This is a genomic window from Pedobacter cryotolerans (assembly GCF_005116475.1).
Lineage (GTDB): Bacteria > Bacteroidota > Bacteroidia > Sphingobacteriales > Sphingobacteriaceae > Pedobacter > Pedobacter cryotolerans.
Map to the genome: position 1 here is coordinate 68,351 of NZ_SWBO01000006.1, position 24,324 is coordinate 92,674.

15 protein-coding genes are annotated in these 24,324 nt (G+C 34.1%); 11 read left to right on the forward strand and 4 right to left on the reverse strand.

Annotation, left to right across the window (positions count from 1 at the left end):
- Window positions 1–10: 10 nt before the first annotated feature.
- From FA045_RS11810 to FA045_RS11825, 4 genes are all read left to right on the forward strand, one after another.
- Window positions 11–3,436, forward strand: a complete 3,426-nt coding sequence (locus tag FA045_RS11810) for an efflux RND transporter permease subunit (protein ID WP_136877285.1) — start codon at window positions 11–13, stop codon at window positions 3,434–3,436.
- Window positions 3,437–3,833: 397 nt separating this feature from the next.
- On the forward strand, window positions 3,834–4,040 hold the full coding sequence (locus FA045_RS11815) for a hypothetical protein (RefSeq protein WP_136877286.1): 207 nt from the start codon (window positions 3,834–3,836) through the stop codon (window positions 4,038–4,040).
- 5 nt (window positions 4,041–4,045) lie between these two features.
- Window positions 4,046–4,525, forward strand: a complete 480-nt coding sequence (locus FA045_RS11820) for an RNA polymerase sigma factor (RefSeq protein WP_136877287.1) — start codon at window positions 4,046–4,048, stop codon at window positions 4,523–4,525.
- Complete coding sequence (locus FA045_RS11825) at window positions 4,515–5,063, forward strand: hypothetical protein (RefSeq protein WP_136877288.1); 549 nt, start codon at window positions 4,515–4,517, stop codon at window positions 5,061–5,063. The genes FA045_RS11820 and FA045_RS11825 overlap by 11 nt, the downstream gene beginning before the upstream one ends.
- Window positions 5,064–5,288: 225 nt before the next feature.
- Here FA045_RS11825 and FA045_RS11830 read toward each other — a convergent pair whose 3' ends face one another.
- From FA045_RS11830 to lpdA, 4 genes are all read right to left on the reverse strand, one after another.
- Window positions 5,289–6,473, reverse strand: a complete 1,185-nt coding sequence (locus tag FA045_RS11830) for an MFS transporter (RefSeq protein ID WP_136877289.1) — start codon at window positions 6,471–6,473, stop codon at window positions 5,289–5,291.
- Window positions 6,474–6,535: 62 nt separating this feature from the next.
- Entirely contained in the window at window positions 6,536–7,723 is a 1,188-nt protein-coding gene (locus tag FA045_RS11835; protein WP_136877290.1) for a serine hydrolase domain-containing protein, read from the reverse strand.
- A gap of 419 nt (window positions 7,724–8,142) precedes the next feature.
- Window positions 8,143–9,678, reverse strand: coding sequence for a choice-of-anchor I family protein (locus tag FA045_RS11840; protein ID WP_136877291.1), 1,536 nt, complete (start codon window positions 9,676–9,678; stop codon window positions 8,143–8,145).
- A gap of 170 nt (window positions 9,679–9,848) precedes the next feature.
- The gene (lpdA, locus tag FA045_RS11845) at window positions 9,849–11,255 is read right to left on the reverse strand and encodes a dihydrolipoyl dehydrogenase (protein WP_136877292.1); all 1,407 of its coding nucleotides are present in this window, start codon (window positions 11,253–11,255) and stop codon (window positions 9,849–9,851) included.
- A 460-nt stretch (window positions 11,256–11,715) separates the two neighbouring features.
- On the opposite strand from lpdA, the gene FA045_RS11850 reads away from it, so the two are divergent.
- The 7 genes from FA045_RS11850 (at window position 11,716) to FA045_RS11880 (ending at window position 24,110) form a co-directional block, all read left to right on the forward strand.
- Window positions 11,716–16,527 carry a RecQ family ATP-dependent DNA helicase gene (locus FA045_RS11850; protein WP_136877293.1) on the forward strand — a complete coding sequence of 1,604 codons (4,812 nt, stop codon included), beginning with the start codon at window positions 11,716–11,718 and terminating at the stop codon, window positions 16,525–16,527.
- Window positions 16,528–16,643: 116 nt separating this feature from the next.
- Window positions 16,644–18,518, forward strand: coding sequence for a CocE/NonD family hydrolase (locus tag FA045_RS11855; protein WP_136877294.1), 1,875 nt, complete (start codon window positions 16,644–16,646; stop codon window positions 18,516–18,518).
- A gap of 6 nt (window positions 18,519–18,524) precedes the next feature.
- Window positions 18,525–20,183: a M1 family metallopeptidase gene (locus FA045_RS11860; protein WP_205943143.1), complete on the forward strand. Its 1,659-nt coding sequence runs from the start codon at window positions 18,525–18,527 to the stop codon at window positions 20,181–20,183.
- A gap of 142 nt (window positions 20,184–20,325) precedes the next feature.
- Entirely contained in the window at window positions 20,326–21,063 is a 738-nt protein-coding gene (locus tag FA045_RS11865; protein WP_136877295.1) for a head GIN domain-containing protein, read from the forward strand.
- A gap of 422 nt (window positions 21,064–21,485) precedes the next feature.
- Window positions 21,486–22,343, forward strand: a complete 858-nt coding sequence (locus FA045_RS11870) for a CsgG/HfaB family protein (protein WP_136877296.1) — start codon at window positions 21,486–21,488, stop codon at window positions 22,341–22,343.
- Between the two features lie 4 nt (window positions 22,344–22,347).
- Window positions 22,348–23,211: a DUF6175 family protein gene (locus FA045_RS11875; protein ID WP_136877297.1), complete on the forward strand. Its 864-nt coding sequence runs from the start codon at window positions 22,348–22,350 to the stop codon at window positions 23,209–23,211.
- A gap of 2 nt (window positions 23,212–23,213) precedes the next feature.
- Window positions 23,214–24,110 (forward strand): hypothetical protein, encoded by an 897-nt coding sequence (locus tag FA045_RS11880; protein ID WP_136877298.1) that lies wholly within the window; start codon window positions 23,214–23,216, stop codon window positions 24,108–24,110.
- Window positions 24,111–24,324 lie beyond the last annotated feature (214 nt).

Here is a 24,324-nt window from a genome sequence, read left to right on the forward strand (position 1 = left end):
CTTAAAATAGATGAAAGACGATTTTAAAAAAGAATTTGGACCTTCAAGTTGGGCTATAGATAACAAAACGGCAATTTATGTGCTTACCGTTATCATTACCATCATGGGTTACTTAGGCTACCAAGGTTTACCGAAAGAAAATTTTCCGGAGGTTTTGGTGCCCAAAATATTTGTGCAAACCGTTTATCCAGGAACATCTCCTGCCAATATGGAAACTTTGGTGACCAAACAGATTGAGAAGCAACTAAAATCTACCAAAGGTTTAAAAAAGGTTACTTCTAACTCTTACCAAAATTTCTCGGTTATTGTTGCAGAATTTAATACCAATATAGAAATAGCTGAAGCCAAGCAAAGGGTAAAAGATGCAGTTGATAAATCTAAAACAGATTTGCCAAGCGATTTACCTAATGATCCCACCGTATCTGATATCAATTTGGCCGATTTGCCAATTATGTACATTAACCTTTCGGGAGATTACGACCTTAAAAGTTTAAAAAAATATGCTGAGGATTTACAAGATAGAATAGAAAGCTTTAAGGAAATTTCTGGTGTTGATATTGTTGGTGCTTTAGAACAAGAAGTTCAAATTAATGTGGATTTGAACAAAATGGAAGCTGCAAAAATCTCTTTTGCAGACATTGAACGCTCAGTTGCTTATGAAAACTTAACCATTTCTGGTGGCGATGTAGCGATGGATGGCATTAAAAGAACTTTAAATGTTAAAAAAGAATTTACCAATGCACAACAAATTGCTGATTTAATTATCAAAACTCCTACCGGCTCTTCGGTTTATTTAAGAGATATTGCAGAGGTTAAAGATAGTTTTAAAGAGCAAAATAGCTATGCAAGTTTATATGGCAAAAACGTAATTACGCTAAATGTAAAAAAACGTAGTGGCGAAAACTTAATTGAAGCATCTGATAAAATCAATGCTTTAATTAAAGAAATGAAAGGCTCAACGTTGCCAAAAAATTTAGAAATTAAAGTAACTGGCGATCAATCTGATCAAACTCGTGTTACCCTACACGATTTAATTAACACCATTATCATCGGTTTCATTTTGGTAACAATCATTTTGATGTTCTTTATGGGTGTTAAAAACGCGTTGTTTGTGGCGCTTTCAGTTCCATTATCAATGTTTATTGCCTTTATAACCATGCCATTTTTAGGCAGCTTATTTGGCTTTAGTTTTACCATGAACATGATTGTACTCTTCTCTTTCCTTTTAGGTTTGGGTATTGTGGTAGATGATGCCATCGTGGTAATTGAAAACACACACCGTATTTTTAACAATGGCAAAGTACCAATTGTAAAAGCCGCCAAAGCCGCAGCTGGCGAGGTATTTATGCCTGTACTTTCTGGTACTTTAACTACACTTGCGCCTTTTGTACCTTTGCTATTTTGGCCTGGTATTATTGGCGAGTTCATGTTCTTCTTACCAGTTACGCTAATCATTACTTTATTAGCATCGTTAGTGGTAGCATACATTATCAACCCTGTTTTTGCGGTAGATTTTATGGAGATTGAAGACCATGAAACACACAAGCCTAAATTTGATAAAAAAGTTAAAAAAACGGTGTTGATTATGGCGGGTATAGCTGTGTTAGCTTACCTGTATGCTTTTGGGTTAGGAAACTTTGTAGTACTATTAATTCTACTTTATTTATTAAACCATTTTTACTTAGAAAACGCAGTTAAAAACTTCCAAAATAACTTATGGCCACGTTTTCAGGCTAGTTATGCAAGGTTGTTAACTAGAGCTTTAAATTGGCCAAGAGCGATGCTTTTTGGAACATTAGCACTGTTAATTTTCTCTTTCGGTTTAATGACAGTTGTACCTCCAAAAGTTGTTTTCTTCCCAGAGGGAGATCCTAACTTTATTTATGTTTATTTGAACTTACCAATTGGAACCGACCAAGCTTACACCAATGCGGTTGTTAAAAAATTAGAGAAAAAAGTAACTGAAGTTGTTGGCGGAAAAGAAAACAAAGATGTTTCGTCTATCATTTCTAACGTTACGGTAGGTGTTACCGATCCTCAGGATGAAGATCAAGGTGAATACCCTAACAAGGGAAAAATAACCGTTGCTTTTGTACAGTTTGGCAAAAGAACCGGACCTGAAACTTCAACCTACTTAAGCAAAATTAGAGATGCAGTTAAAGGCATACCAGGTGCCGAAATTACGGTTGCAAAAGAGCAAGGCGGCCCGCCAACTGCAAAGCCAATTAGTATAGAAATTACTGGCGATAACTTAGACTCATTGGTAAAAACTTCTGAAAACTTGAAGAAATTTATTGTTGGCAAAAGGATTTCCGGTATTGAAGAGTTAAAATCTGACTTTTTAAACAATAAACCTGAGATTGTTTTCAACCTAGATAGAGAGCGTGCCAATAGAGAAGGTATTTCTTCTGGCCAAATTGGTGGCGATTTACGTACCGCAATTTTTGGTAAAGAGGTTTCTAAATTTAGAGATGTTGATGAAGATTACGATATCACTTTAAGGTCACAAGAAAACCAACGCAACAACCTTGATGCGTTAAGAAACATGAAAATGACTTACCGCGATATGGGCATGGGTGGTATTATTCGCCAAGTGCCATTATCTTCTTTCGGTACGGTTGATTATGTAAATACTTATGGCGGTATTAAACGTAAACAAGAGAAACGAATTATCATTTTATCATCAAACGTATTGGCTGATGCTAACCCTAACGAAGTTGTAGGCAAAATACAGAGTGAGATTAATGGGTTTAAAGTGCCAACTGGTGTTGAGGTTAAAATGGCGGGTGAGCAAGAAGAGCAAATGGAAACCGCAGCATTTTTAGGTAAAGCGATGCTAATTGCACTAGGTTTAATCTTAATTATTTTGGTTACACAGTTTAACTCAATTAGTAAACCGTTAATTATTTTAAGTGAGATTTTATTCAGTATCATTGGTGTAATTTTAGGTATCACCATTTTTAGAATGGAAATGTCTATTGTAATGAGTGGTATTGGTATTGTAGCCTTAGCAGGTATTGTGGTAAGAAATGGTATTTTACTAGTAGAATTTACCGATTTATTAATTGAGCAAGGTATGCCAGTTAAAGAAGCGGTAATTGAAGCCGGAAGAACTCGTATGACACCGGTATTGTTAACTGCTACAGCTACAATGTTAGGTTTAATACCTTTAGCAGTAGGCTTAAATATGGATTTTACGACTTTATTTACCGAGTTTAATCCGCATTTATATTTTGGAGGCGATAACGTTGCTTTCTGGGGACCTTTATCATGGACCATGATTTTCGGTTTAGCTTTTGCAACTTTCCTTACTTTAATATTAGTGCCTTGTATGTATTTATTAGGCGATGTAAACTCTAAATTAATTAAAAGTTGGTTTAAGAAAAAACCAGAAGCAATTGATGTTTTTGCTGAGCAGAAAAACAAATCAGAATAATTTAAACACGCAATAATGAAAACCAATCCCGATAGCCTAAAAAGTTATCGGGATTTTTTTTGAGCGTTATTTTGTGTGTCATTGCTTTAATAATTTGAAAAATATTCCTCGAAAAGCAAAGTAATACGCTCCAATCAAAGACAGCCGGGCTTTCTGCTACCTGCCTACCGCAGGCAGGCAATCTTTTTGTTATCGGCACTAATATTCACTCATGTCATCCTGAGCTTGTCGAAGGAGCATGCTTGCAAAACGCTTCGACAGGCTCAGCGTGGCACACAAAAAGTATTTGCGCTACAATCCCGTTTAATTAACCTCAAATTTGCAGCTATCAAAGTTTTTTTGAGCAAGTGTAAGTTTTTATCACAGAATGCTACTTATACTTTAAACAATTATAATTATGAAAATTAAAATCACAATTTTAGCATTAGCAATAGTTACTGGATTATTTGGCTGCAATAAAAGTTCATCGCCAGATGGCAGAGCACAATTGAGAGATAAAAAACTTGGCGATAAAATTGAACAGCTAAACAAAAAGCAAATCGTAATTTTAGATAGCTTAAAAGTTTTAGATCAAAAAATAGAGGCATTAAAAAATGCAAAATAACCACAATGAGTGAAGCAACTTTTTTACAATTACTTAATTCCAATCAAGGTATAATTGGCAAAGTTTGTAGCATTTATTGTAATTATAAAGAAGATTACGAAGATCTTTTTCAAGAGATCACTTATCAAGCTTACAAAGGCTACCCAACTTTTAGAGGCGAAGCCAAATTTAGTACTTGGCTATATCGTATTGCACTAAATACTGCCATGAGTTCTTTTAGAAAGAAAAAGCCCTTACTGAATTTTGTTGCCGAACTGCCTGATGAAACCATATTTAGTGATGAAGAGCAGCACAACCAAAATCAACATTTAATTTATGCAATTAAACAATTAAATGAGGGCGATAGAGCAATAATTACACTTTATTTAGAAGAATTAAGCTATGCAGAAATTGCATCAATTATTGGCATAAGTGAAAACAATACTGCAGTAAAAATTAACCGAATTAAAAATAAACTACATAAAATATTGAGCAATGGAAAATGATGATTTAAAAAGTTTGTGGAAAGGAATTAAAACTCCAGAAAAAGATGCTAACCAATTATCAAAAATGATGAAAGCAAAAAATCATCCGGTAATAAAATCGATTAAAAGACAAGCTATTATTGAATTTTTGGCTCTTGCGATTTTTCTATTTTGTTATTACACCATATTTGATGGAAACAAAAAACCGCTACTTATTAATTTGATTTTAATTTTTGCTGTAGCATTTAGTATGCTAAATCATTTCAAAGGATATCGATTACAACAACATTTTAGAGCTAGCGAAAATATTAAAGATGATTTAAAAAGTTTTGCTGCTAAATTGAAAACCTACCAATTAGAAGTAATAATTAGTAAAGCTATTTTGTTAATTGGATTGATGCTATTTTTTACAAACGGGATTGAATTTACTGAGAAAAAATGGTTTGCAATGGCTGTTATTACGTTTTTATTTATTTTGCAGCTAGCTTTAATAAACAACATTTGGAGAAAAAGAATAACTCGCATAAAGCTAACTATTCAGGATTTTGAAACCTGGTAGGTTATGGCGCTTGATAGGTTAGGCCAAGAACCACTACCTTTGTAATATAAACCCGACAGCAGCGGAAAACTTTTGTGCGGTGTCAGTCTGAGCGCCTGCCTTGCGGTAGGCAGGTAGTCGAAGACCAACAAACAAAATTTGTAGCGTATGGCGGGACTAACTTAGCCAAAAACCACTGCCGCACTTTTTCAAATCCTTATCGCAAAACGACTAACGCAAATCGCTTTACCTTATCGCACTAATTTTAGCTACAATAAAAGTAATTAACAAACCAAAACAGCCAATTACTGCATAAGAATAACGTAAACTAGACAAAGCTGAAATGTAACCAATTAAAGGTGGCCCCATTAAAAAACCAAAATAGCTTACACCAGAAACCATAGCTAAAGCTATACCTGGCGAAACTTTGGTATTTGCACCAGCAATACTATAAACCATAGGTACAATACCCGAAACGCCAATACCAACCAGCATAAAACCGATAACAGAGGGAACTAAAAAAGGAAAAATAACTGAAATAAACATTCCTGTTGAGATGATAATCCCGCTCACTTGAAGCGATCTTTTTCTTCCATATTTCGCTATAATTTTATCGCCTAAAAACCTTCCTGTAGCCATCATAATCATAAATGAGGTATAACCTAAAATAACAAGTGATTGCGGTGCTTTTACAATTTCTTTAAAGTAAACCCCACTCCAATCGAACATGGCACCTTCTGTTGCCATGCTGCAAAAACCAATGATACCTAATTGTACCAAAACACCTTGAGGTTTGGTAAATAGTTTTGGTTTATCGCTTGTGCTAGATTTTTGACCAGGCAATAAAAATCGGTAGTTGATGATGATATGCACCCAAACTATTGCAGCAATTATGCAAAAGTGAATGAATGGCGTAAGGTGAAAATTCATCATCAATAAGCCAACCAAAGCTCCTGTAAAACCACCAACACTCCAAGCACCATGAAAAGAAGTCATGATGGGTTTTCCATAGTAAGTTTCGCCAGCAACACCTTGCGTATTTAAGGCGATATTGCAAATGTTACCGCTAATACCTAAAAGGAATAAAAATATAGCTAACTGCCAACCTACTGTTGCTAAACCTAATAATATGAGTGACAAAGCATATAACGGCGCTCCAATGGTTAGCATTCTTCTGCTACCAAAAATTGTGGTTAATCTGCCAGAAATTGGCATTGTTAAGAGCTGACCAAGCGGTAAGGCTAATAAAATACTGCCCAACGCAGCATCAGAAAGGTTTAATGTAGATTTTAAATCTGGTATGCGGCTTGCCCAAGATGCAAATACAACACCCTGTCCAAAATAGAAAAGTGAGATGGCAAAACGTACTCTTTTTCTGCTATATGGAGTAATTGATTGATCGGTACTGATTTGAGCTATAGTTTCTGACATTTAACAATTGATAGGAATACTGCAAATTTCGGCATTTGTATTGAAATGATTTCAATTATTTACTATTTGCAAATTGACCTGCCAATTTCTTGTACAAAACCATGAAAGTTGAGTTCTTTTTGTCGGCCACCTAAGCGAATTATGATGACCTGATTTTGTGGATTTACGTATATAGATTGATGAAACATGCCCTGAGCCTTAAAATCGTAAACTTTTTTGGCGTAAAAATATCTACCATCGTTATTTCGTTCAACAGGATAACCCAAATGTTCTTTCTCTAATTGTTTAATGGCACTTAGTGAATCTGGAAAATATTTAAAATCTCTGGTTGCCCAAAACTGATTTTTATAACGCTTTTTAGCTAAAGTATCTGGATGAGTTGTTGCATCTACCCATTTTTTGGAGATGATTTGTTTGCCTTGCCAATTACCACCATTAAGATACAACCGACCTAATTTTGCATAATCTAAGGCAGTTGCATTGATACAGCAAAAAGATTTAATGTTTCCTTCTTTGTCTACACTCCACAAGGCATCGCTTTGTGCACCTAATGGTTGCCAAAGGTTTTCTTGCAACAGCACATCGAGTGTTTTACCCGTTACCTTTTCTAATATCATTCCTAATACTTGGGTATTTAAACTTTGATATTCGAAAACCGTATTTGGCTCACTTTTCATTTTAAGCTTACTCACCATTTTCTTTAAATCGGCGCCATAGTAGCTTCTTACAATTTTTGAGAATGGATTTAAAGAACGTTCGTTAAAATCGAAACCGCTTCGCATATCCAACACATGTTGTATAGTTAAACGATTAAAACGTTCATCATTCTTTGCTAATTCTGGCAGATATTTAATGACCAGATCGTTGGTTGATTTTATTTGACCACGATCTACTGCAATACCAACCAAAGTACCTACAAATGATTTGGAGATAGAAAAACTAGGTTGCTTAGCTTGTAAATTTGTATCTTCTGATAAATGCTGATAAATAATACTGTCATTTTTAATGACGATAAATGCACTTGTTTTTGTATCAATTAACGAGGTGTCTATTTTTTGTTTTAGTGCAGCATAAGCTGGATTTGCTTGATATGGCTTGAAATAGAATGGATTTGCTGATTTTTGGATCGTTTGATTATTAAAAATCGCACTATCTCGTGAATCAGGAATTAAATATTTAATAGACCTTAGCGGAACGCAAGCAGTATAAATTATCGAGATGAAAGTTACTGCAAAAATAGTTTTCTTCATGTATCGGCTTTGTTATTTAAATTAACAAATAACAGCTGTAAAGTTTTGTAAAAATTTTGAAGAAGTCTAAACGTCATGAGGTTGTCTCAAAAATGATCCGTCATCTCGAACGCAGGTGAGAGATCTGTTTCGGAAGCGCTTTTGAGATAGATTTCTCCTCCTTCGATCATGGAAAGGACGGCAATATTTTGTTTTTGAGACAGCCTTATCTTTCAGTTAAATCAATAACCTAATTTATCACCGACCAATAGAATCTTAAGTTTGTAATAATTCTGAGTTTTTGGAAGCAAATCTTATTAGGAACTAAATTTTTTGAACCATATAAGAAATATAAGGGCATTTAAGGAATAACTTATATTTCCTTAAATGCCTCATATTGTAAAACTAAAAAGCCAGTAATTTACACAGGCTTGTAAATGTTATATTTTATTTGGCTGATAAAATCTTACCGTACCATCTGCTTCATTAGAAACAATCAACAAGCTTCTTCCATTCGGACTATCTTTAGGTTTCACAAACATTAATCCTTCAGGTGCATCGCCAGTGGCAAACAATTGAACAAATTTAGGCGTGGCAGGAATACTTACATCATACACTGCAATATGATCTACTCTCTCCATCCCAATAAAGGCTAACGTTTTTCCGTTTACTTGTGCAACAGTTACACTTTCCACTTCCACACCTTTATTATCCGAACGGTCGTCTTCATATTTACCAGCATCGATCACTCTTTGTTCTAAATCTTTACCAATATTTGCAACCAACTGACCATTACTAGCATTAATAATGCTCATGCTTCTGCCTCCTGTTGCATAAATTTCATCGTAATCACCATCACCATCGGTATCTCCAAATGCTTTCGAAACCGTTAGTCTGCCCAAGTTAGTCTCTAATTTTAAAGTAGCAGCTGTTGGAAACTTAGTGGCATCTAAAGTATAGCTTTTTGAACTTACACGAATTTCTTCATCATAACCACCCCAAGCACGAGTATCTCCTTCATTTGCCAAAGCCAAATAATTACTTCCGCCAGTAGAAAAATAAGAAATAGCATCTGGTAAATAGAATGCTTTGATAGGCCAAGTGCCTAATTGACCAACTTTTCCGTCCTTATCGCTTACATCCCATGCATTTTCAGCAAGGCTGATGTCTCTTACACCTAAAGGCATAATTTTTGTAACTGTACCAGCAACCAAATCAACCTCGGCAACTGCGTTATTTTCTTGTAAGGTTACATAAGCTTTTTTCGAATCAGCGGCAACGGCAACATATTCAGGCTCTATATCTTGAGCAAAACTGGCATTAGGCCCATAAATTCTTAAACCAGCAGCTACAAGTGATGCTTTTGAAGTTTCAAGGCTTTCAAAACCTGCATTTTTAACCGAATAATTGTTTTTTACATCAATAATTGATATAGTTCCAATTGGATCAAAGGTGTATGCATCATTTGGCTCACCCTCATTTGCAGTAATTAGGTAATTACCATCTGGACTAAAAGTTACCATATCTGGCATTGCACCAACGGTAATTTTTTTAACTTCAGATAAATCAGATGTTTTGAGAACAACTACAGTTCCATTGGCTGTACTTATAGCACCATTTAAAGCAATTGCTAATAAACCATTACTAACTGCAACACTGTTAATACCTACACTGTTAGCATAAGTTAAGGTTGTTAATTTTGTTAATGTTGGATATTTGCTTAAGTCAACCACATCCACTTTAGTACCACCGTCATTACTTACTACAAATAGTTTTTTAGTTAATGGATCATAGGCAGAAATTTCTGATGCAAATTCTCCACCCAAATCAATCATTGCTGTTTCTTTAAAACTTGCAATATCTTCTGGTAATATTGTTTCAACTTCTGGTTCTAAAACCGGATTGCTTTTTTTACAAGCATTTAAGGTAATTGCTACAAGAGCAAGAGCAGTAAATAATTTAGTTTTAAGGGTCATTTTTGATTATTTTAATTATTGCAAAAATATTCCCTGTTAAGCAAACCTATATTTGCTGTAGATTATCATTATATTAATTTTTGACATAAAAAAAGCCAGTAATTGCTTACTGGCTTTTTATTTAATTATAATTCTTAGGATATCCTCGAATCCCCTTTAGGGGTTGGGGGTTAAATATGTATCGCTCTATTTTCAGTAGCCGCCATTGCAGCTTCTTTTAAAGCTTCGGTATAAGTTGGGTGAGCATGGCAAATTCTAGCAATATCTTCTGCCGATGCACGGAATTCCATCGCAACAACTGCTTCTGCAATCATATCTGCCGCACGTGGACCAATCATGTGTACACCTAAAATTTCATCCGTTTTTTCATCCGCTAAAACTTTTACAAAACCATCGGTATCCATACTTGCTTTTGCACGCCCACTTGCTTTAAAAGGAAACGAACCAGCTTTGTATTTAACTCCCGCGGTTTTCAATTGCTCTTCTGTTTGACCAACAGAGGCCACTTCTGGCCAAGTGTAAACCACACCTGGTATTAAATTGTAATTGATATGCGGTTTTTGTCCGGCAATAGTTTCTGCCACATAAATGCCTTCATCTTCAGCTTTGTGCGCCAACATCGCACCGGTAATTACATCGCCTATGGCATACACACCTTTAGCTGTTGTTTCTAAATGCTCGTTTACCGGAATTTTCTTTCCTCTTTCTTCAACTGTAATCCCAATTTTATCTAAACCTAAACCTTCGCTGTAAGCAGTTCTACCAACAGCTACGATGCAATAATCAGCTTCAAAAGAAACCGCTTCGCCTTTGGCATTATCTGCTGTAACTGTAACGGTTTTACCTTTGGTGGTTGCTCCAGTTACTTTATGCCCCATAAAAAATTCCATGCCTAAAGATTTCTTTAACACACGTTGCAATTCTTTACCTAAACCAGCATCCATAGTAGCGATGATAGACGGCATAAACTCAATTACCGAAACTTTTGTTCCTAAACGGGCATAAACCGAACCCAACTCTAAACCAATTACACCACCACCAATAACTACCATTGTTTTTGGCACTTCTTTAATATTTAAAGCTTCGGTACTGGTAATGATGCGTTTTTTATCGATTGGTAAAAACGGCAATGCAGTAGGTTTAGAACCTGTTGCAATAATTACATTTTTAGCGGTTAATTTTTCTGTACTTCCATCTGCTTTGGTAACAATGATGGTATTTTTATCCTCGAAAGAGCCAACACCTTCAAAAGTATCAATTTTGTTTTTCTTGAAAAGATAAGTAATCCCCGCTGTATTTTGCGAAACAACATCATCTTTACGAGCAATCATTTGGGGCATGTCAACTTTTAAATCTTTAAGTTTAATACCGTGTGTTGTAAAAGTATGAGCCGCGTTATGGAAATGCTCAGAAGAATCTAACAAAGCTTTTGATGGAATACAGCCTACATTTAGACAAGTACCACCATAAGTTTTATATTTTTCTACCACTGCTGTTTTTAATCCTAATTGTGCACAGCGAATGGCACCTACATATCCGCCCGGACCCGAGCCTATAACAACTACATCGTATTGCATATCTTATAAATTTTGTGTGGCTAAGTTACGGATTAGTTGGGAAGTTGGAAAGTTGTAATGTTTGAAAGTTGTAATGTTTCGGACTTTATGATCTTACAAATCCTACAATCCATAAATCCTGATAAATTGTTGGGAAGTTGTAAAGTGAGCCGAAATGATTATTAGATCGCTAGATTATTAAATTGTCAACTGTAATAATTGGATTTGTAAAGCAAGTTTCTGCATATCATCGGTTACGAAAGCCGAGCTTTGCACTACAATCTTTTTTGTGAACGCAACTTCTACCAAACCTCGCAGGTTTTAAAAACCTGCGAGGTTTATCTTAGTTAATACAACAAAAAAGGATTTTCGCTTCAATCCCGTTTAAAAAGCAACAACTTGTGGCTATAATAAAGATTTGTATATTTGAGACTAACCATAACAGAAAACAACATCCGTAAAGCAACATTTAATAATTCGATTGAACACAATTGCATTTATTGATACAGAAATTGAACCCAAAAGCGGTAAAATTCTTGACATCGGAAGTATCAAGGATAACGGCTCTACATTTCACAAAAACTCGGTAGCTGAATTTACGGAGTTTCTATATGGAGCTCAATTCATTTGTGGGCACAATATTCTTAAGCACGACATTAAATACATCGGTAATGCGATTGAAGATGCTGGCATAAGTTCTATAAATATCATCGATACGTTATTTCTTTCGCCATTACTTTTCCCAACGAACCCTTATCATTCATTACTTAAAGATGATAAACTGCAATCGGAAGATACCAATAACCCTCTAAACGATTCTATTAAAGCAAAAGATTTATTTTATGATGAAGTTGCTACTTTTAAACAAACTGATGAATCACTAAGGGAAATCTTCTATCTGCTTTTAAACGAGCAAAAAGAGTTTCGATCTTTTTTCAAATATATTTCTTATCAAAGCGTAAATGCAGATATCGAAAGAATAATACACCAAAAATTCAAACATCAAATTTGCGAACAAATTTCCTTAGACAAAGATATTTCAGACAACCCGATTGAGCTTGCTTACTGTTTATCGCTAATAAATTCTTTTGTACAATATAAAAAAATACACTCCATAACGCCGCCTTGGGTTTTAAAAAATTATCCTGAAGTAGAGCGTATCATGTTTCGTTTGCGAAACAAACCTTGTGTAAGCGGTTGCGATTATTGCAATCAAGTTTTAGATGCACACAAAGGATTGAAAAGATTTTTCGGTTTTGATACTTACCGAAAATATGGCGATGAACCCTTGCAAGAAAAAGCTGTTAAAGCAGCAATTAACAACAAATCAATTCTTGCTGTTTTTCCAACTGGCGGGGGAAAATCCATTACTTTTCAAGTTCCAGCGTTAATGAGCGGCGAAAACGCCAAAGCTTTAACAGTTGTGATTTCGCCATTGCAATCGTTAATGAAAGACCAAGTTGACAATTTGGAAAAAATTGGCATTACTGATGCAGTTACAATAAATGGGCTGCTCGACCCAATTGAGAGAGCAAAATCTTTTGAGAGAGTTGAAAATGGTTCTGCTGCTATACTTTATATATCTCCAGAATCATTACGCTCGAAAACTATTGAGCGTTTAGTTTTGGGCAGAAAAATTGCACGTTTTGTAATTGATGAAGCGCATTGTTTTTCATCATGGGGACAAGATTTTAGAGTAGACTACTTGTTTATTGGAGATTTCATTAAATCCATTCAAGAAAAGAAAAACTTAGAAGACGGCATTCCTGTTTCTTGCTTTACAGCTACAGCAAAACAAAAAGTTATCGAAGATATTCAAGCTTATTTCAAAGATAAGCTTTCGTTGGATCTTGAGTTGTTTACTTCAAAAGCATCACGAACAAATCTTCAGTATAAGGTTTACGAAAAAGGAGACGAAGAAGATAAATATCAAACCGTTCGTGATTTAATTGAGCTAAAAAACTGCCCGACCATCATCTATGTTTCCAGAACAAGAAAAGCGTTCTTATTGGCCGAAAGACTATTTAAAGATGGTTTCAATGCAAAAGCTTATCATGGAAAAATGGATAAGGCAGAAAAATCTGAAAATCAAAATTCATTTATCAGCGGAGAAATCCAAATAATGGTAGCAACATCTGCTTTCGGAATGGGTGTTGATAAAAAAGATGTTGGGATGGTGATCCATTTTGAAATTTCCGATTCGCTTGAAAATTATGTGCAGGAAGCGGGAAGAGCAGGAAGAGATGAAAATATTACTGCCGAATGTTTTGTATTGTTTAACGAAGAAGATTTAAGCAAACACTTTATTCTTCTTAATCAAACCAAACTGTCCATCAAAGAAATTCAACAGATTTGGAAAGCGATAAAAGAGATCACAAGATTTCGCTTACAAGTTTCAAATTCTGCTTTAGAAATTGCAAGAAAAGCAGGTTGGGATGATAATGTTGCAGACATTGAAACCCGTGTAACTACAGCTATTGCTGCGCTAGAGGACGCTGGTTACTTGAAAAGAGGGCAAAATATGCCAAGAGTTTTTGCGAATAGTATTCTTTCTAAAAATGCTCAAGAGGCAATTGAAAAAATAAACGCTTCGGAAAAACTGCAAGACAATCAAAAGTCAAAGGCAGTGAGAATCATTAAAAAACTTTTTTCTAGTAAAAGCAGAAAGCATTCAAATGATGAAGGTGCTGAGTCGAGGGTTGATTACATCAGCGATCATTTAGGCATTGTAAAAGAAGAAGTCATCACTATCATAAATATTTTACGTGAAGAGAAAATTTTAGCAGATGCAAAAGATTTAACAGCATTCATCAAAAAAGGAGAAAACAAAAATCGTTCCTTCAATATTGTTGATTCATTTAGCAAAATTGAAAACTTTTTACTGCCTTATTTTGAAGAAGAGGAAAAGGTATTACACATTAAAGAACTGAATGAACATGCTGAAGAAATAGGCCTCAGCGACATCAGCACCAACAAAATTAAAACCATTATTAACTTTTGGGCAATAAAAAACTGGATTAAACGAAAAAATTTAGATTCAAAAAATCATATCGCTACAGCTATATTACACACTAAAAGTTTTCTAAAAGATAAACTAGTAAAACGACATGAATTAGCCAAGTTTATGGTGGAGTTTTTATACGAAAAAAGTAATGTAAACGCATCAAAAGACGATTTTGGGAAAGATGAAGTATTAGTTGAATTTTCTGTTCATGAAATAAAGAACGCTTATGACAACTCCTCGAGCTTATTTAAACTGGACATTACTCTTGATGATGTTGAAGACACGCTCTTTTATCTATCTAGAATTGAAGCCATAAAAATTGAAGGCGGTTTTTTAGTTGTATATAACCGCTTATCTATTGAGAGAACTGAGCAGAATAATTATAAGCAATACACAAAAGACAATTATCAAAAACTAGAACAGTTTTACGAAAGTAAAGTTCAACAAATTCATATTGTGGGCGAGTATGCCACCAAAATGATTGAAGATTACAAAAATGCTTTACAATTTGTAGAAGATTATTTCCAACTCAACTACGCTTCATTCCTCAACAAATATTTTAAAGGCAGTAGGCAAAATGAAATCAAAAGAAACATTACACCTGCAAAATTCAGACAACTTTTTGGAGAGCTTTCGCCAACTCAATTAAAAATTATTAACGACAACGAGACCAAACATATTGCAGTTGCTGCTGGGCCTGGTAGCGGAAAAACACGAGTTTTGGTGCACAAATTGGCTTCACTACTTTTAATGGAAGACGTGAAACACGAGCAATTGTTAATGATTACTTTTTCAAGAGCAGCGGCAACAGAGTTTAAAAAGCGATTACTTAAATTAATTGGGAATGCTGCAAACTACATCGAGATAAAAACTTTCCATTCTTATTGTTTTGATTTGTTGGGCAAAGTTGGAAGTTTAGAAAAATCAAGTGAAATCGTAAAAAAGACTATCCAGAAAATAAAAAACAACGAAGTTGAAGCAAACCGAATAACAAAAACCGTTTTGGTTATTGATGAGGCTCAAGACATGGATGAGGATGAGTTTGCATTAATAACCGTTTTAATGGAGCAAAACGAAGATATGAGAGTAATTGCCGTGGGCGATGACGATCAAAATATTTATGAATTTAGAGGGGCAAATTCAAAATATTTGGAGCAATTCATCAATGAGAATAATGCTACAAAACATGAATTAGTAGAAAACTACAGAAGTAAGAGCAATCTGGTAAATTTCACAAACCAATTTGTAAATCGAATTGCTCACCGACTAAAACAAACGCCAATTATAGCAAAACAAAACGATAATGGAAAACTGAAAATAATTAGTTACGAAAGTGAAAACCTCATCAATCCGCTTGTAAAAGACATTCTCCAAACAGGACTTTCTGGCACCACTTGTGTGCTAACTAAAATAAATGAAGATGCACTACAAATTGCTGGATTGCTTCTGAAAAATAATGTACAGGCAAAGTTAATACAGAGCAATGACGGCTTCAACTTATACAACCTCGCCGAAGTAAGGTATTTCTTAAGTCATTTGAACTTACGGGACGATATTTTCATTATCACCGACGAAATGTGGTTAAATGCAAAGCATAAAGTCGTGAATAAATTTCGCCATAGCAACAAATTAGATATTTTAGGAAACATCATCAAAGAATTTGAAGCATCAAACCCTAAAAAGAAATACAAAACTGATTTAGAAGTTTTTATAAGAGAGTCGAAATTAGAAGATTTCTATAGCGAAAACGGCGAAACTATTTTCGTGTCAACCATTCACAAAGCTAAAGGAAGAGAGTTTGATAATGTTTTTTTAATGCTCGAAAACTTTAATCCTACAACTGATGGCGCTAAACGGCAGTTATATGTTGCCATGACAAGAGCAAAACAAAACTTAACAATTCATCTCAACTCAAACTTTCTTGACAACCTAACATCAGAGAATTTGGAGCGAGTAGACGATAAAGAAATTTATACGCAGCCTAATGAATTGCTAATGCACTTATTTTTAAAAGATGTTTGGCTCAACTATTTCATCAACAAACAGCACTTAGTTGACCAGTTTATCAGTGGCGATACTTTAAAAATAAACGGAGATGAATGTTTGGATACCAACGGAAAATCTGTTTTAAAATTCTCGAGAAAATTCGCGACACAAATAGAAAGTATGAAAGCGAAAAACTATGAATTGAAAACTGCAAAAGTGAATTTCATCGTTTACTGGAAAAAAGAGGATACAGAACAGGAAATAAAAATCATACTGCCAGAATTATTATTTGAGAGAAAGTAAAATTGTAATGGTATTACTCTCCACAACCAAGTCACACTCTTGATACTTAAATGCAAACATTTGAAACCTGAATTGCATTTATCTATATTTAGCATTCAAAACCTATTCAAATTTTCATGAAAAAATTGAGATTTTTCCTGCTGTTTTTTTGCTGCACTTTGTTTTTCACAAATTTATCAGCCCAAGAAACCGATTCTGCCTACGTACGCAACAACTACACCAAAATAGAACGCTTAATACCTATGCGTGATGGTGTAAAATTGTTTACTTCCATCTACTTACCAAAAGATCAATCTAAAAAATATCCTTTTTTAATTACCCGAACACCCTACACGGTTTCGCCCTATGGCGAAGATAAATACAAATTGAGTTTGGGCACTTTTCCGGCTCTAATGAAAGATGGTTTTATCTTTGTTTACCAAGATGTTCGTGGACGTTGGATGAGCGAAGGAAAGTTTGAAGACATTAGACCGCAAACAACCCAAAAAGGCAAAAATGCAATCGATGAAAGCACCGACACTTACGATACCATTGATTGGTTGGTAAAAAACATCAAAAACAATAATGGCAAAGCTGGTATTTCTGGCATTTCTTACCCAGGTTTTTACTCAACCACCTCTTTACCAAATTCTCATCCAGCCTTAAAAGCAGTTTCGCCGCAAGCACCAGTAACCGATTGGTTTATTGGCGATGATTTTCACCACCGTGGCGCTTTATTTTTAGTGGATGCTTTTAGTTTCATGACTTCTTTCGGCGTTCCTCGCCCTAAACCAATTACGCCAGATAAAGGCCCAAAACCTTTTCAATTTCCAATAAAAGATAATTATCGTTTTTACTTAGAAGCTGGTTCTGTAAAAAATTTGAAGGACAAATACATGGGCGACAGCATTCAATTTTGGAACGATTTATTTAAACATCCCAACTTAGATACTTTTTGGAAAGCGAGAACAATTTTGCCTCACTTAACCAATGTAAAACCTGCTGTTATGGTTGTTGGTGGCTTTTTCGATGCTGAAGATGCTTACGGCACTTTTGCAACTTACAAAGCAATTGAAAAGCAAAATCCAAAAACCAACAATATTTTAGTTGCTGGCCCATGGTTTCATGGGGGCTGGGTACGTGGCGATGGTTCAACTTTCGGCGATATGAAATTTGGTCAGCCAACAAGTACTTATTACCAGGAAAACTTTGAGCTTCCATTTTTTAAATATTACTTAAAAGGAGAAGGAAACTTTAATCCAGCAGAAGCAAATATTTTTGTAACGGGAAGCAACCAATGGAAAAAATTTGACACTTGGCCACCAGCAGCTACCGAAAGCAGAAATTTATATTTACATCCTAACGGGAAGTTATCTTTCGAAAAAGTTGGCAGAACAGATAGTTGGGATGAGTATGTAAGCGACCCGAATAATCCTGTACCTTATCAAGATGGTGTACAAGCCAAAAGAACTAGAGAGTATATGGTAGATGATCAGCGTTTTGCTGCACGCAGACCAGATGTTAAAGTTTATCAAACCGATGTTTTAACAGAAGATATTACCTTAACCGGACCAGTTTTAGCTAATTTAATTGTTTCTACAACTGGTACTGATGCAGATTATGTAGTAAAGCTGATTGATGTTTTCCCAGAAAATGAACCCGATCCTATTCCAAATCCGAACAGTATAATGATGGGTGGTTACCAAATGTTAATTCGCGGCGAAATTATGCGTGGCAAGTACCGCAATAGCTTCGAAAATCCTGAAGCTTTTGTACCTGGTGCAATTACAAAAGTAAATTATCCACTACCAGATATTGCCCATACTTTTAAAAAAGGACACAGAATCATGATCCAAATTCAAAACTCATGGTTCCCGTTGGCAGATAGAAACCCGCAAAAATTTATGGATATTTATCAAGCAGAGCCAAGCGATTTTCAGAAAGCAACGCACAAAATTTACCACGATACCAATAACAGTTCATTTATAACCGTAGATGTACTAAAACCATAAATACTAATGAACAAATTGATTATTCCTTTTTTAATGATCTCATTATTGTGCAAAAATGCAAATGCACAACTAATGACCAACAAAAGAGAATTTAGCAGAGCTGATACGTTGCGAGGAATGCTCACTCCTTTACGAACTTGTTACGACATTAATTATTACCATTTAGCTGTTAAAATTGATCTCGAAAAACAATCCGTAAGTGGCAGTAATGAATTTAAATTTACCGCAAATCAAGATTTCACCAAACTTCAATTCGATTTATTTGAAAATTTAAAAATTGATAAAATTATTTACAAAGGTGCTGAAGTTCAGTTTACTCGAGAATTTGGGGCTGTATTTGTAACCTTCCCTACTACTATTAAAAAAGGAAGCAAAGACAGCTTTACAGTGTGGTACAACGGTAATCCACGAGTGGCTAAAAATGCGCCTTGGGATGGTGGTTTCATCTTTAAAAAAGATAAATCTGGTAATCCTTTTGTATCTGTTGCCTGCCAAGGTTTGGGGGCAAGTGTTTGGTGGCCGACAAAAGATCACCAAAGTGATGAAGTTGATAGCATGTTGATCAGCATTGCTGTACCTAAAGATTTAGATGAAGTTTCTAACGGACGTTTGCGCAACATAGTTGATTTAAAAGACGGTTATCGCCAACACAATTGGTTTGTTGCCAATCCAATCAATAATTATAATGTTGCTTTTTACATTGGCAAATATGCACATTGGACTGATACTTATGCAGGCGAAAATGGACCATTAACGATAGATTATTGGGCACTGAAAGAAGATAGCGCAAAAGCTCGTCCGCATTGGGATGCCGATGTAAAACCGATGTTAAAATCTTTTGAATATTGGTTTGGTCCTTATCCTTGGTATAAAGATGGTTATAAATTAGTACAAGCGCCTCATTTGGGCATGGAACATCAAAGTGCAGTTGCTTATGGCAATCAGTTTAAAAAAGGTTATTTGGGGCAAGATTTATCAGGTACTGGCCATGGTTTAAAATGGGATTACATTACCGTACATGAAAGCGGGCACGAATGGTTTGCGAACAACATCACAACAAAAGATATTGCCGATATGTGGGTACACGAAGGCTTTACGAGTTATTCTGAAGCACTTTTTACAGAATCTACTTTAGGCAAAAAAGCTGGAGATGAATATGCAATTGGTTTACGTAGAGGCATTGCCAACAGAAGTCCGGTAATTGGCCAATATAATGTAAATAACGAAGGTAGTGGAGACATGTACCCTAAAGGAGCAAACTTAATTCACACCATCCGCCAATTAATAGATAATGATGAAAAATTTAGGCAAATGTTAAGAGGTATGAACAAGGAGTTTTACCATATTACCACCACATCTGCCGAAGTAGAAAATTATATCGCTAAAAAAAGTGGATTGAAATTAGACAAGGTTTTCGATCAATATTTACGGTATGCTAAAATACCGGTGTTGGAATATAAAATTTATAACGGCATTTTATCTTACCGTTGGGTAACTGATGTAAAAGGTTTTGACATGCCAGTAAAGGTTTCGCTTAAAATGAATAATTACAGCTTGATTAAACCTACAAATGATTGGAAAACAAGTAAAATTGATGCATCAGTAAATATGGATAATTTTAATGCTGATCCTAATTTTTACATAAAGGTTAAGAAGGGAGAGTAAGAATCTTTGTCATCCGATATCTATCAAATTTGAGTGCAACAAAGAATCTTTAAAATTAGATTCCTCTTTAAATGACATTTTTTTTTCATCCTCATGCAACTATTTGCAACCTATTTACGTCTTATATAAAAACAATAAAACCATGAAGAAATCATTCCTTTCATTTAGCTTAATTTTTGCGCTAGCAATTACTAGTTTTCAGCCAGTTTTTGCTGCCGATCCAATTAACATTGGTCTATCTAAATTTAAAAAAGAAGATAGAGATGTAAAAAACTTTAACGGAGTAGCTTCTGGCGGCCCAATAGATGTGATTATAACTTTAGGCAACACCGAAGGTTTAAGATTTGAAGGTGATGCTGAAGCAATTTCTACTTTAATAACTGAAGTGGTAAGCAACAAATTGGTTATCAGACCAAAAAACAGCTGGACGAGTTGGGCAAAAAAATATGAGAATAAAAAAATTACGGCTTACGTTTCTGCAAAAACACTTAAAAGTTTAACCATGAGTGGTAACGGTAGCATGTTGGTTAAAGGCAAAATACAAGAAAATTCTTTAGCAGCAACTTTAAGTGGCTCGGGTAGCATAACTGCAAGTGTTGATGTAAATAGTTTTGTTGGCACGATTAGCGGTTCTGGTAAATTAAATTTTTCTGGCGCAGCAGATGAAGCATCGGTAACGATTAGCGGTTCTGGTTCGTTAACTAAAAAAGATTTCTCTGTAGATACAATGGTTGCTGTAGTAAGCGGTTCTGGTTCTATTTATGTAACCGCAGAAAACCAAATCAATGCAGTAATTAGTGGCTCAGGTACTATTAATTATAGCGGCAACCCAGAAGTAGAGCAACGTGTTGTTGGTTCTGGTAAAGTAAGAAAAATATAAACGCTTTTAACACACACAAAAAGCTTAAGCTCTCCGATAATCGGGGGGCTTTTTTTATGCAGTTTTGTCATTCCGAGCTTGCGAGGAATCTCACAGACCTATATTACAACATAACTTTTTAGAAGAGCAGTTTCAGGATTTTAATTAAAGCAAGTCCTGCTTAAGTTCCAATCCTTTGCAAATGTAGCGGTGAATAATTGTATCGATATGCAACAAAAAGTATTCTAAATGCTATCAAAACTTACACGCATTTAAATAATTATTAAACAAAATGCTTTAAAAAACCACATTACGGGAAACCGTAAAATATAAATGGTTATAGTTTGTAGCTTGCGCCAATTAATAAATTTTAATTATAAGATGACAAGCTAATTCATACTAGGAAAAATAACGGATTTTATTAAATAAAATATAACGAAAATATGAGAAATTTTTACTTAACGACAATATTAACATTATTAACAATCAGTCTATTAGCTCAAACAAAAATAATTGTTGGGATAATGCCTTTTAACAGCTCTTCGGAAGAAAACAATTATTTTAATAGAAACAACAATAAAAATGATGTTGCCATACAAGATGCAGTTTCAGACGCTTTTTTAAGTACTAAAAGATTTACTCTTGTAGAACGAGAAAAAATGGTGTTAATTAAGGGAGAGAGAAAAACCCAACAAAGTGATGATTTCATTGATGGTCAAACCGTTGAACAATCAAAATCTATGGGAGCGAGTTACATTGTTACAGGTAATGTTATCGAATCATCATTTGAAGAGCAAAATAATGCACTAGGCTATGGTGGTCTTTCTATTACGAGTAGAAAAGCTAAAATTTCATTTAATATCAAAGTAATAGATGTTTCAACTGGAGAAATTATGGCTTCAGAAAAATTCTCTTCGGAAGCAAAAGGAAAAAATGGTTTTGATGATGCATTAAATATCATAAAACCTAATATTGAAAAATTCATTAAAGATAATTTCAAAATCGCAATTTCAATTGCCAACATTGAAGAAAAAAATGCTTCAAATGAAGCAACAAAAGTGTTGATTTCTGGCGGAACTAATATTGGATTGAAACTACAAACAACTCTAAAAGTTTTTGAATTAACATATTTATTAGTTGACGGTAAAAAAATACCAAGAAAAAAAGAAATAGGTCAAATTACAGTTGAAAAGATAGAAGATGAAAATTTTTCAATTTGTAAAGTAATCAATGGCGGTGCTACTATTGCAGCAAAATTAGATGCACGAGCAAATCTAAAATGTGAAATTATCTCAGAATAAGATTATGAAAAAATTATTATTTCTTTATACTCTTTTGCTTTCTTCAATATTAACTTTTGCTCAAGATCCAACTGCATTACCAAAAATAATGGTAATACCATTTACAAAAGATGGACAGGATTTAAGAACAGTTTTAGACCAAAATATTAATATTCGAATTGCAATTACTAAAATTAAAGAAGGATTCGATAGTCGCGGTTTTACAACTGTTGACTTTGTGGGTAAATTAAAAGCGGCAAAGGATAATCAGATATTCACTTCTGATAATCAAAGTGACATTAAGTCGAAAATAATAGAAATGGCTGGTTGCGATATTTATGTCGTTGCTGAGGTTCAAACAAAAAAAGATCAAACTACTGCGAGCGCTAGTGTTATCATTTCTGCTTATGAAACTTCAACAGGAAATTCCTTATCAAATAAAGTGAGTAGTTCTGGAAGATTTGAAACTGATGATATTGCTAAACTTGTTTCAAAAGCAGTTGATAAATCTATAGAAGAATTTATAACAATTATGACTTCAAAATTTGCTGAAATAAGTAAAAATGGTCGTTCAGTGTTAGTTGATATTTCTTTTTCAGAAAATTCATCTTATGACATGACGAGCTCTTTTGGAAATGATAAGTTAGCATTATCAGATGTTCTAGAAGAGTGGTTTTCAAACAATTCATTAAACAATAATTATCACATTCAAGGAACAACAAACCTAAAAATGATTTTTGATGATGTCAAAATCCCTGTAAAAGACAAAAATCAAAATAATTACACAACAAATAAATTTGCACTAGACATTTTTAACTACTTAAAATCATTAGGCTTAGAGCCTATTAGAGAGATCAAAGCAAACACCATTTATATAACAATCAATTAGTTATGAAAAAATTACTTCTAACATTAGCGGTATTTTTACCAAGTCTATGTTATTCACAAAACTTAGATTTTACTCTTGGGTTAATTCTTCCTGAGCCAAGTCAAAATTTAAATGAAGCACAAATAATAAAATTAGAAAGTAAATTATCTAACTTAATTAACAATTCAGGAGTTGTAACCTACGGCTACAATAATGATTTTGTTATTTTACCAATTGTTAATATTGATGATGTTAGCATAGTACAAGGAGGCTTAGAAAACTTAACAATTACAACGTTAGATTTAACATTAAATATTAAACAAATTTCAACTAACAAATCTTTTAATATAATTTCTAAAAAAATTAAAGGGAGTGGAAAAACAGAGCAACTTGCAATTACAAATGCTTTTTCATTGATAAAAGCTTCAGATAAAAACATATTGGATTTCATCTCAAAAGGGAAAGAAAATATCTATAAATATTTTAACCAGAACTGTTCAAAAATAATGAGTAAAGCATCAAATCTCTATGCTATACAAGATTTTGAACAAGCCATAAGTATTTTGCAGTCCATCCCTGAAACAGGCAAAAATTGCTATAAAGAAGCGCAAAAAAACGCTTTGATTTATTACAAAGGTTATCAATCAAAACTTTGTAAAGAGAACATTTCTAAAGCTAAATCACAAATAGCTATTAAAAATTACGAAAATGCTTTATCGTACTTAAATATGATTGATGTAACCTCCACTTGCTATTCGGAGGTAGAAAGATTAACAAATCAAATTTCTTATAAAATTGATAATAACAATAAGAAAGAACTTGATTTAGAAATCAGAAGAATTAATGCTATTAAAGAAATTGCAAAAGCTTACTATTTAAATTCTTCGAAAACTGTAAGATATAACATTATAGTTAGATAAAATAAATTTTTATGGTTTTCACAAGTTTTAGAAAAACAAATAAAAAGAGCTTGGTCCATATCAATAACTAATAGAACATCAATTAGCCTGATGATTTCGATTATTATTCTTAATAAAAAAACTAATTATTTACATAACACTAACACTCTTCTTCATACTGTATTGAATGTTCGCAATCTTCACCGTTTTAACATGAAAGACCCTGAAATAAATT

Excerpts from the sequence above, each read along its gene's own strand:
- FA045_RS11870 (WP_136877296.1), top strand. The coding sequence starts at position 21,486 with ATGAGAAATTTTTACTTAACGACAATATTAACATTATTAACAATCAGT.
- FA045_RS11820 (WP_136877287.1), top strand. The coding sequence starts at position 4,046 with ATGAGTGAAGCAACTTTTTTACAATTACTTAATTCCAATCAAGGTATA.
- lpdA (WP_136877292.1), bottom strand. The coding sequence starts at position 11,255 with ATGCAATACGATGTAGTTGTTATAGGCTCGGGTCCGGGCGGATATGTA.
- FA045_RS11880 (WP_136877298.1), top strand. The coding sequence starts at position 23,214 with ATGAAAAAATTACTTCTAACATTAGCGGTATTTTTACCAAGTCTATGT.
- FA045_RS11810 (WP_136877285.1), top strand. The coding sequence starts at position 11 with ATGAAAGACGATTTTAAAAAAGAATTTGGACCTTCAAGTTGGGCTATA.
- FA045_RS11815 (WP_136877286.1), top strand. The coding sequence starts at position 3,834 with ATGAAAATTAAAATCACAATTTTAGCATTAGCAATAGTTACTGGATTA.
- FA045_RS11830 (WP_136877289.1), bottom strand. The coding sequence starts at position 6,473 with ATGTCAGAAACTATAGCTCAAATCAGTACCGATCAATCAATTACTCCA.
- FA045_RS11875 (WP_136877297.1), top strand. The coding sequence starts at position 22,348 with ATGAAAAAATTATTATTTCTTTATACTCTTTTGCTTTCTTCAATATTA.
- FA045_RS11835 (WP_136877290.1), bottom strand. The coding sequence starts at position 7,723 with ATGAAGAAAACTATTTTTGCAGTAACTTTCATCTCGATAATTTATACT.
- FA045_RS11825 (WP_136877288.1), top strand. The coding sequence starts at position 4,515 with ATGGAAAATGATGATTTAAAAAGTTTGTGGAAAGGAATTAAAACTCCA.
- FA045_RS11860 (WP_205943143.1), top strand. The coding sequence starts at position 18,525 with ATGAACAAATTGATTATTCCTTTTTTAATGATCTCATTATTGTGCAAA.
- FA045_RS11855 (WP_136877294.1), top strand. The coding sequence starts at position 16,644 with ATGAAAAAATTGAGATTTTTCCTGCTGTTTTTTTGCTGCACTTTGTTT.
- FA045_RS11865 (WP_136877295.1), top strand. The coding sequence starts at position 20,326 with ATGAAGAAATCATTCCTTTCATTTAGCTTAATTTTTGCGCTAGCAATT.
- FA045_RS11840 (WP_136877291.1), bottom strand. The coding sequence starts at position 9,678 with ATGACCCTTAAAACTAAATTATTTACTGCTCTTGCTCTTGTAGCAATT.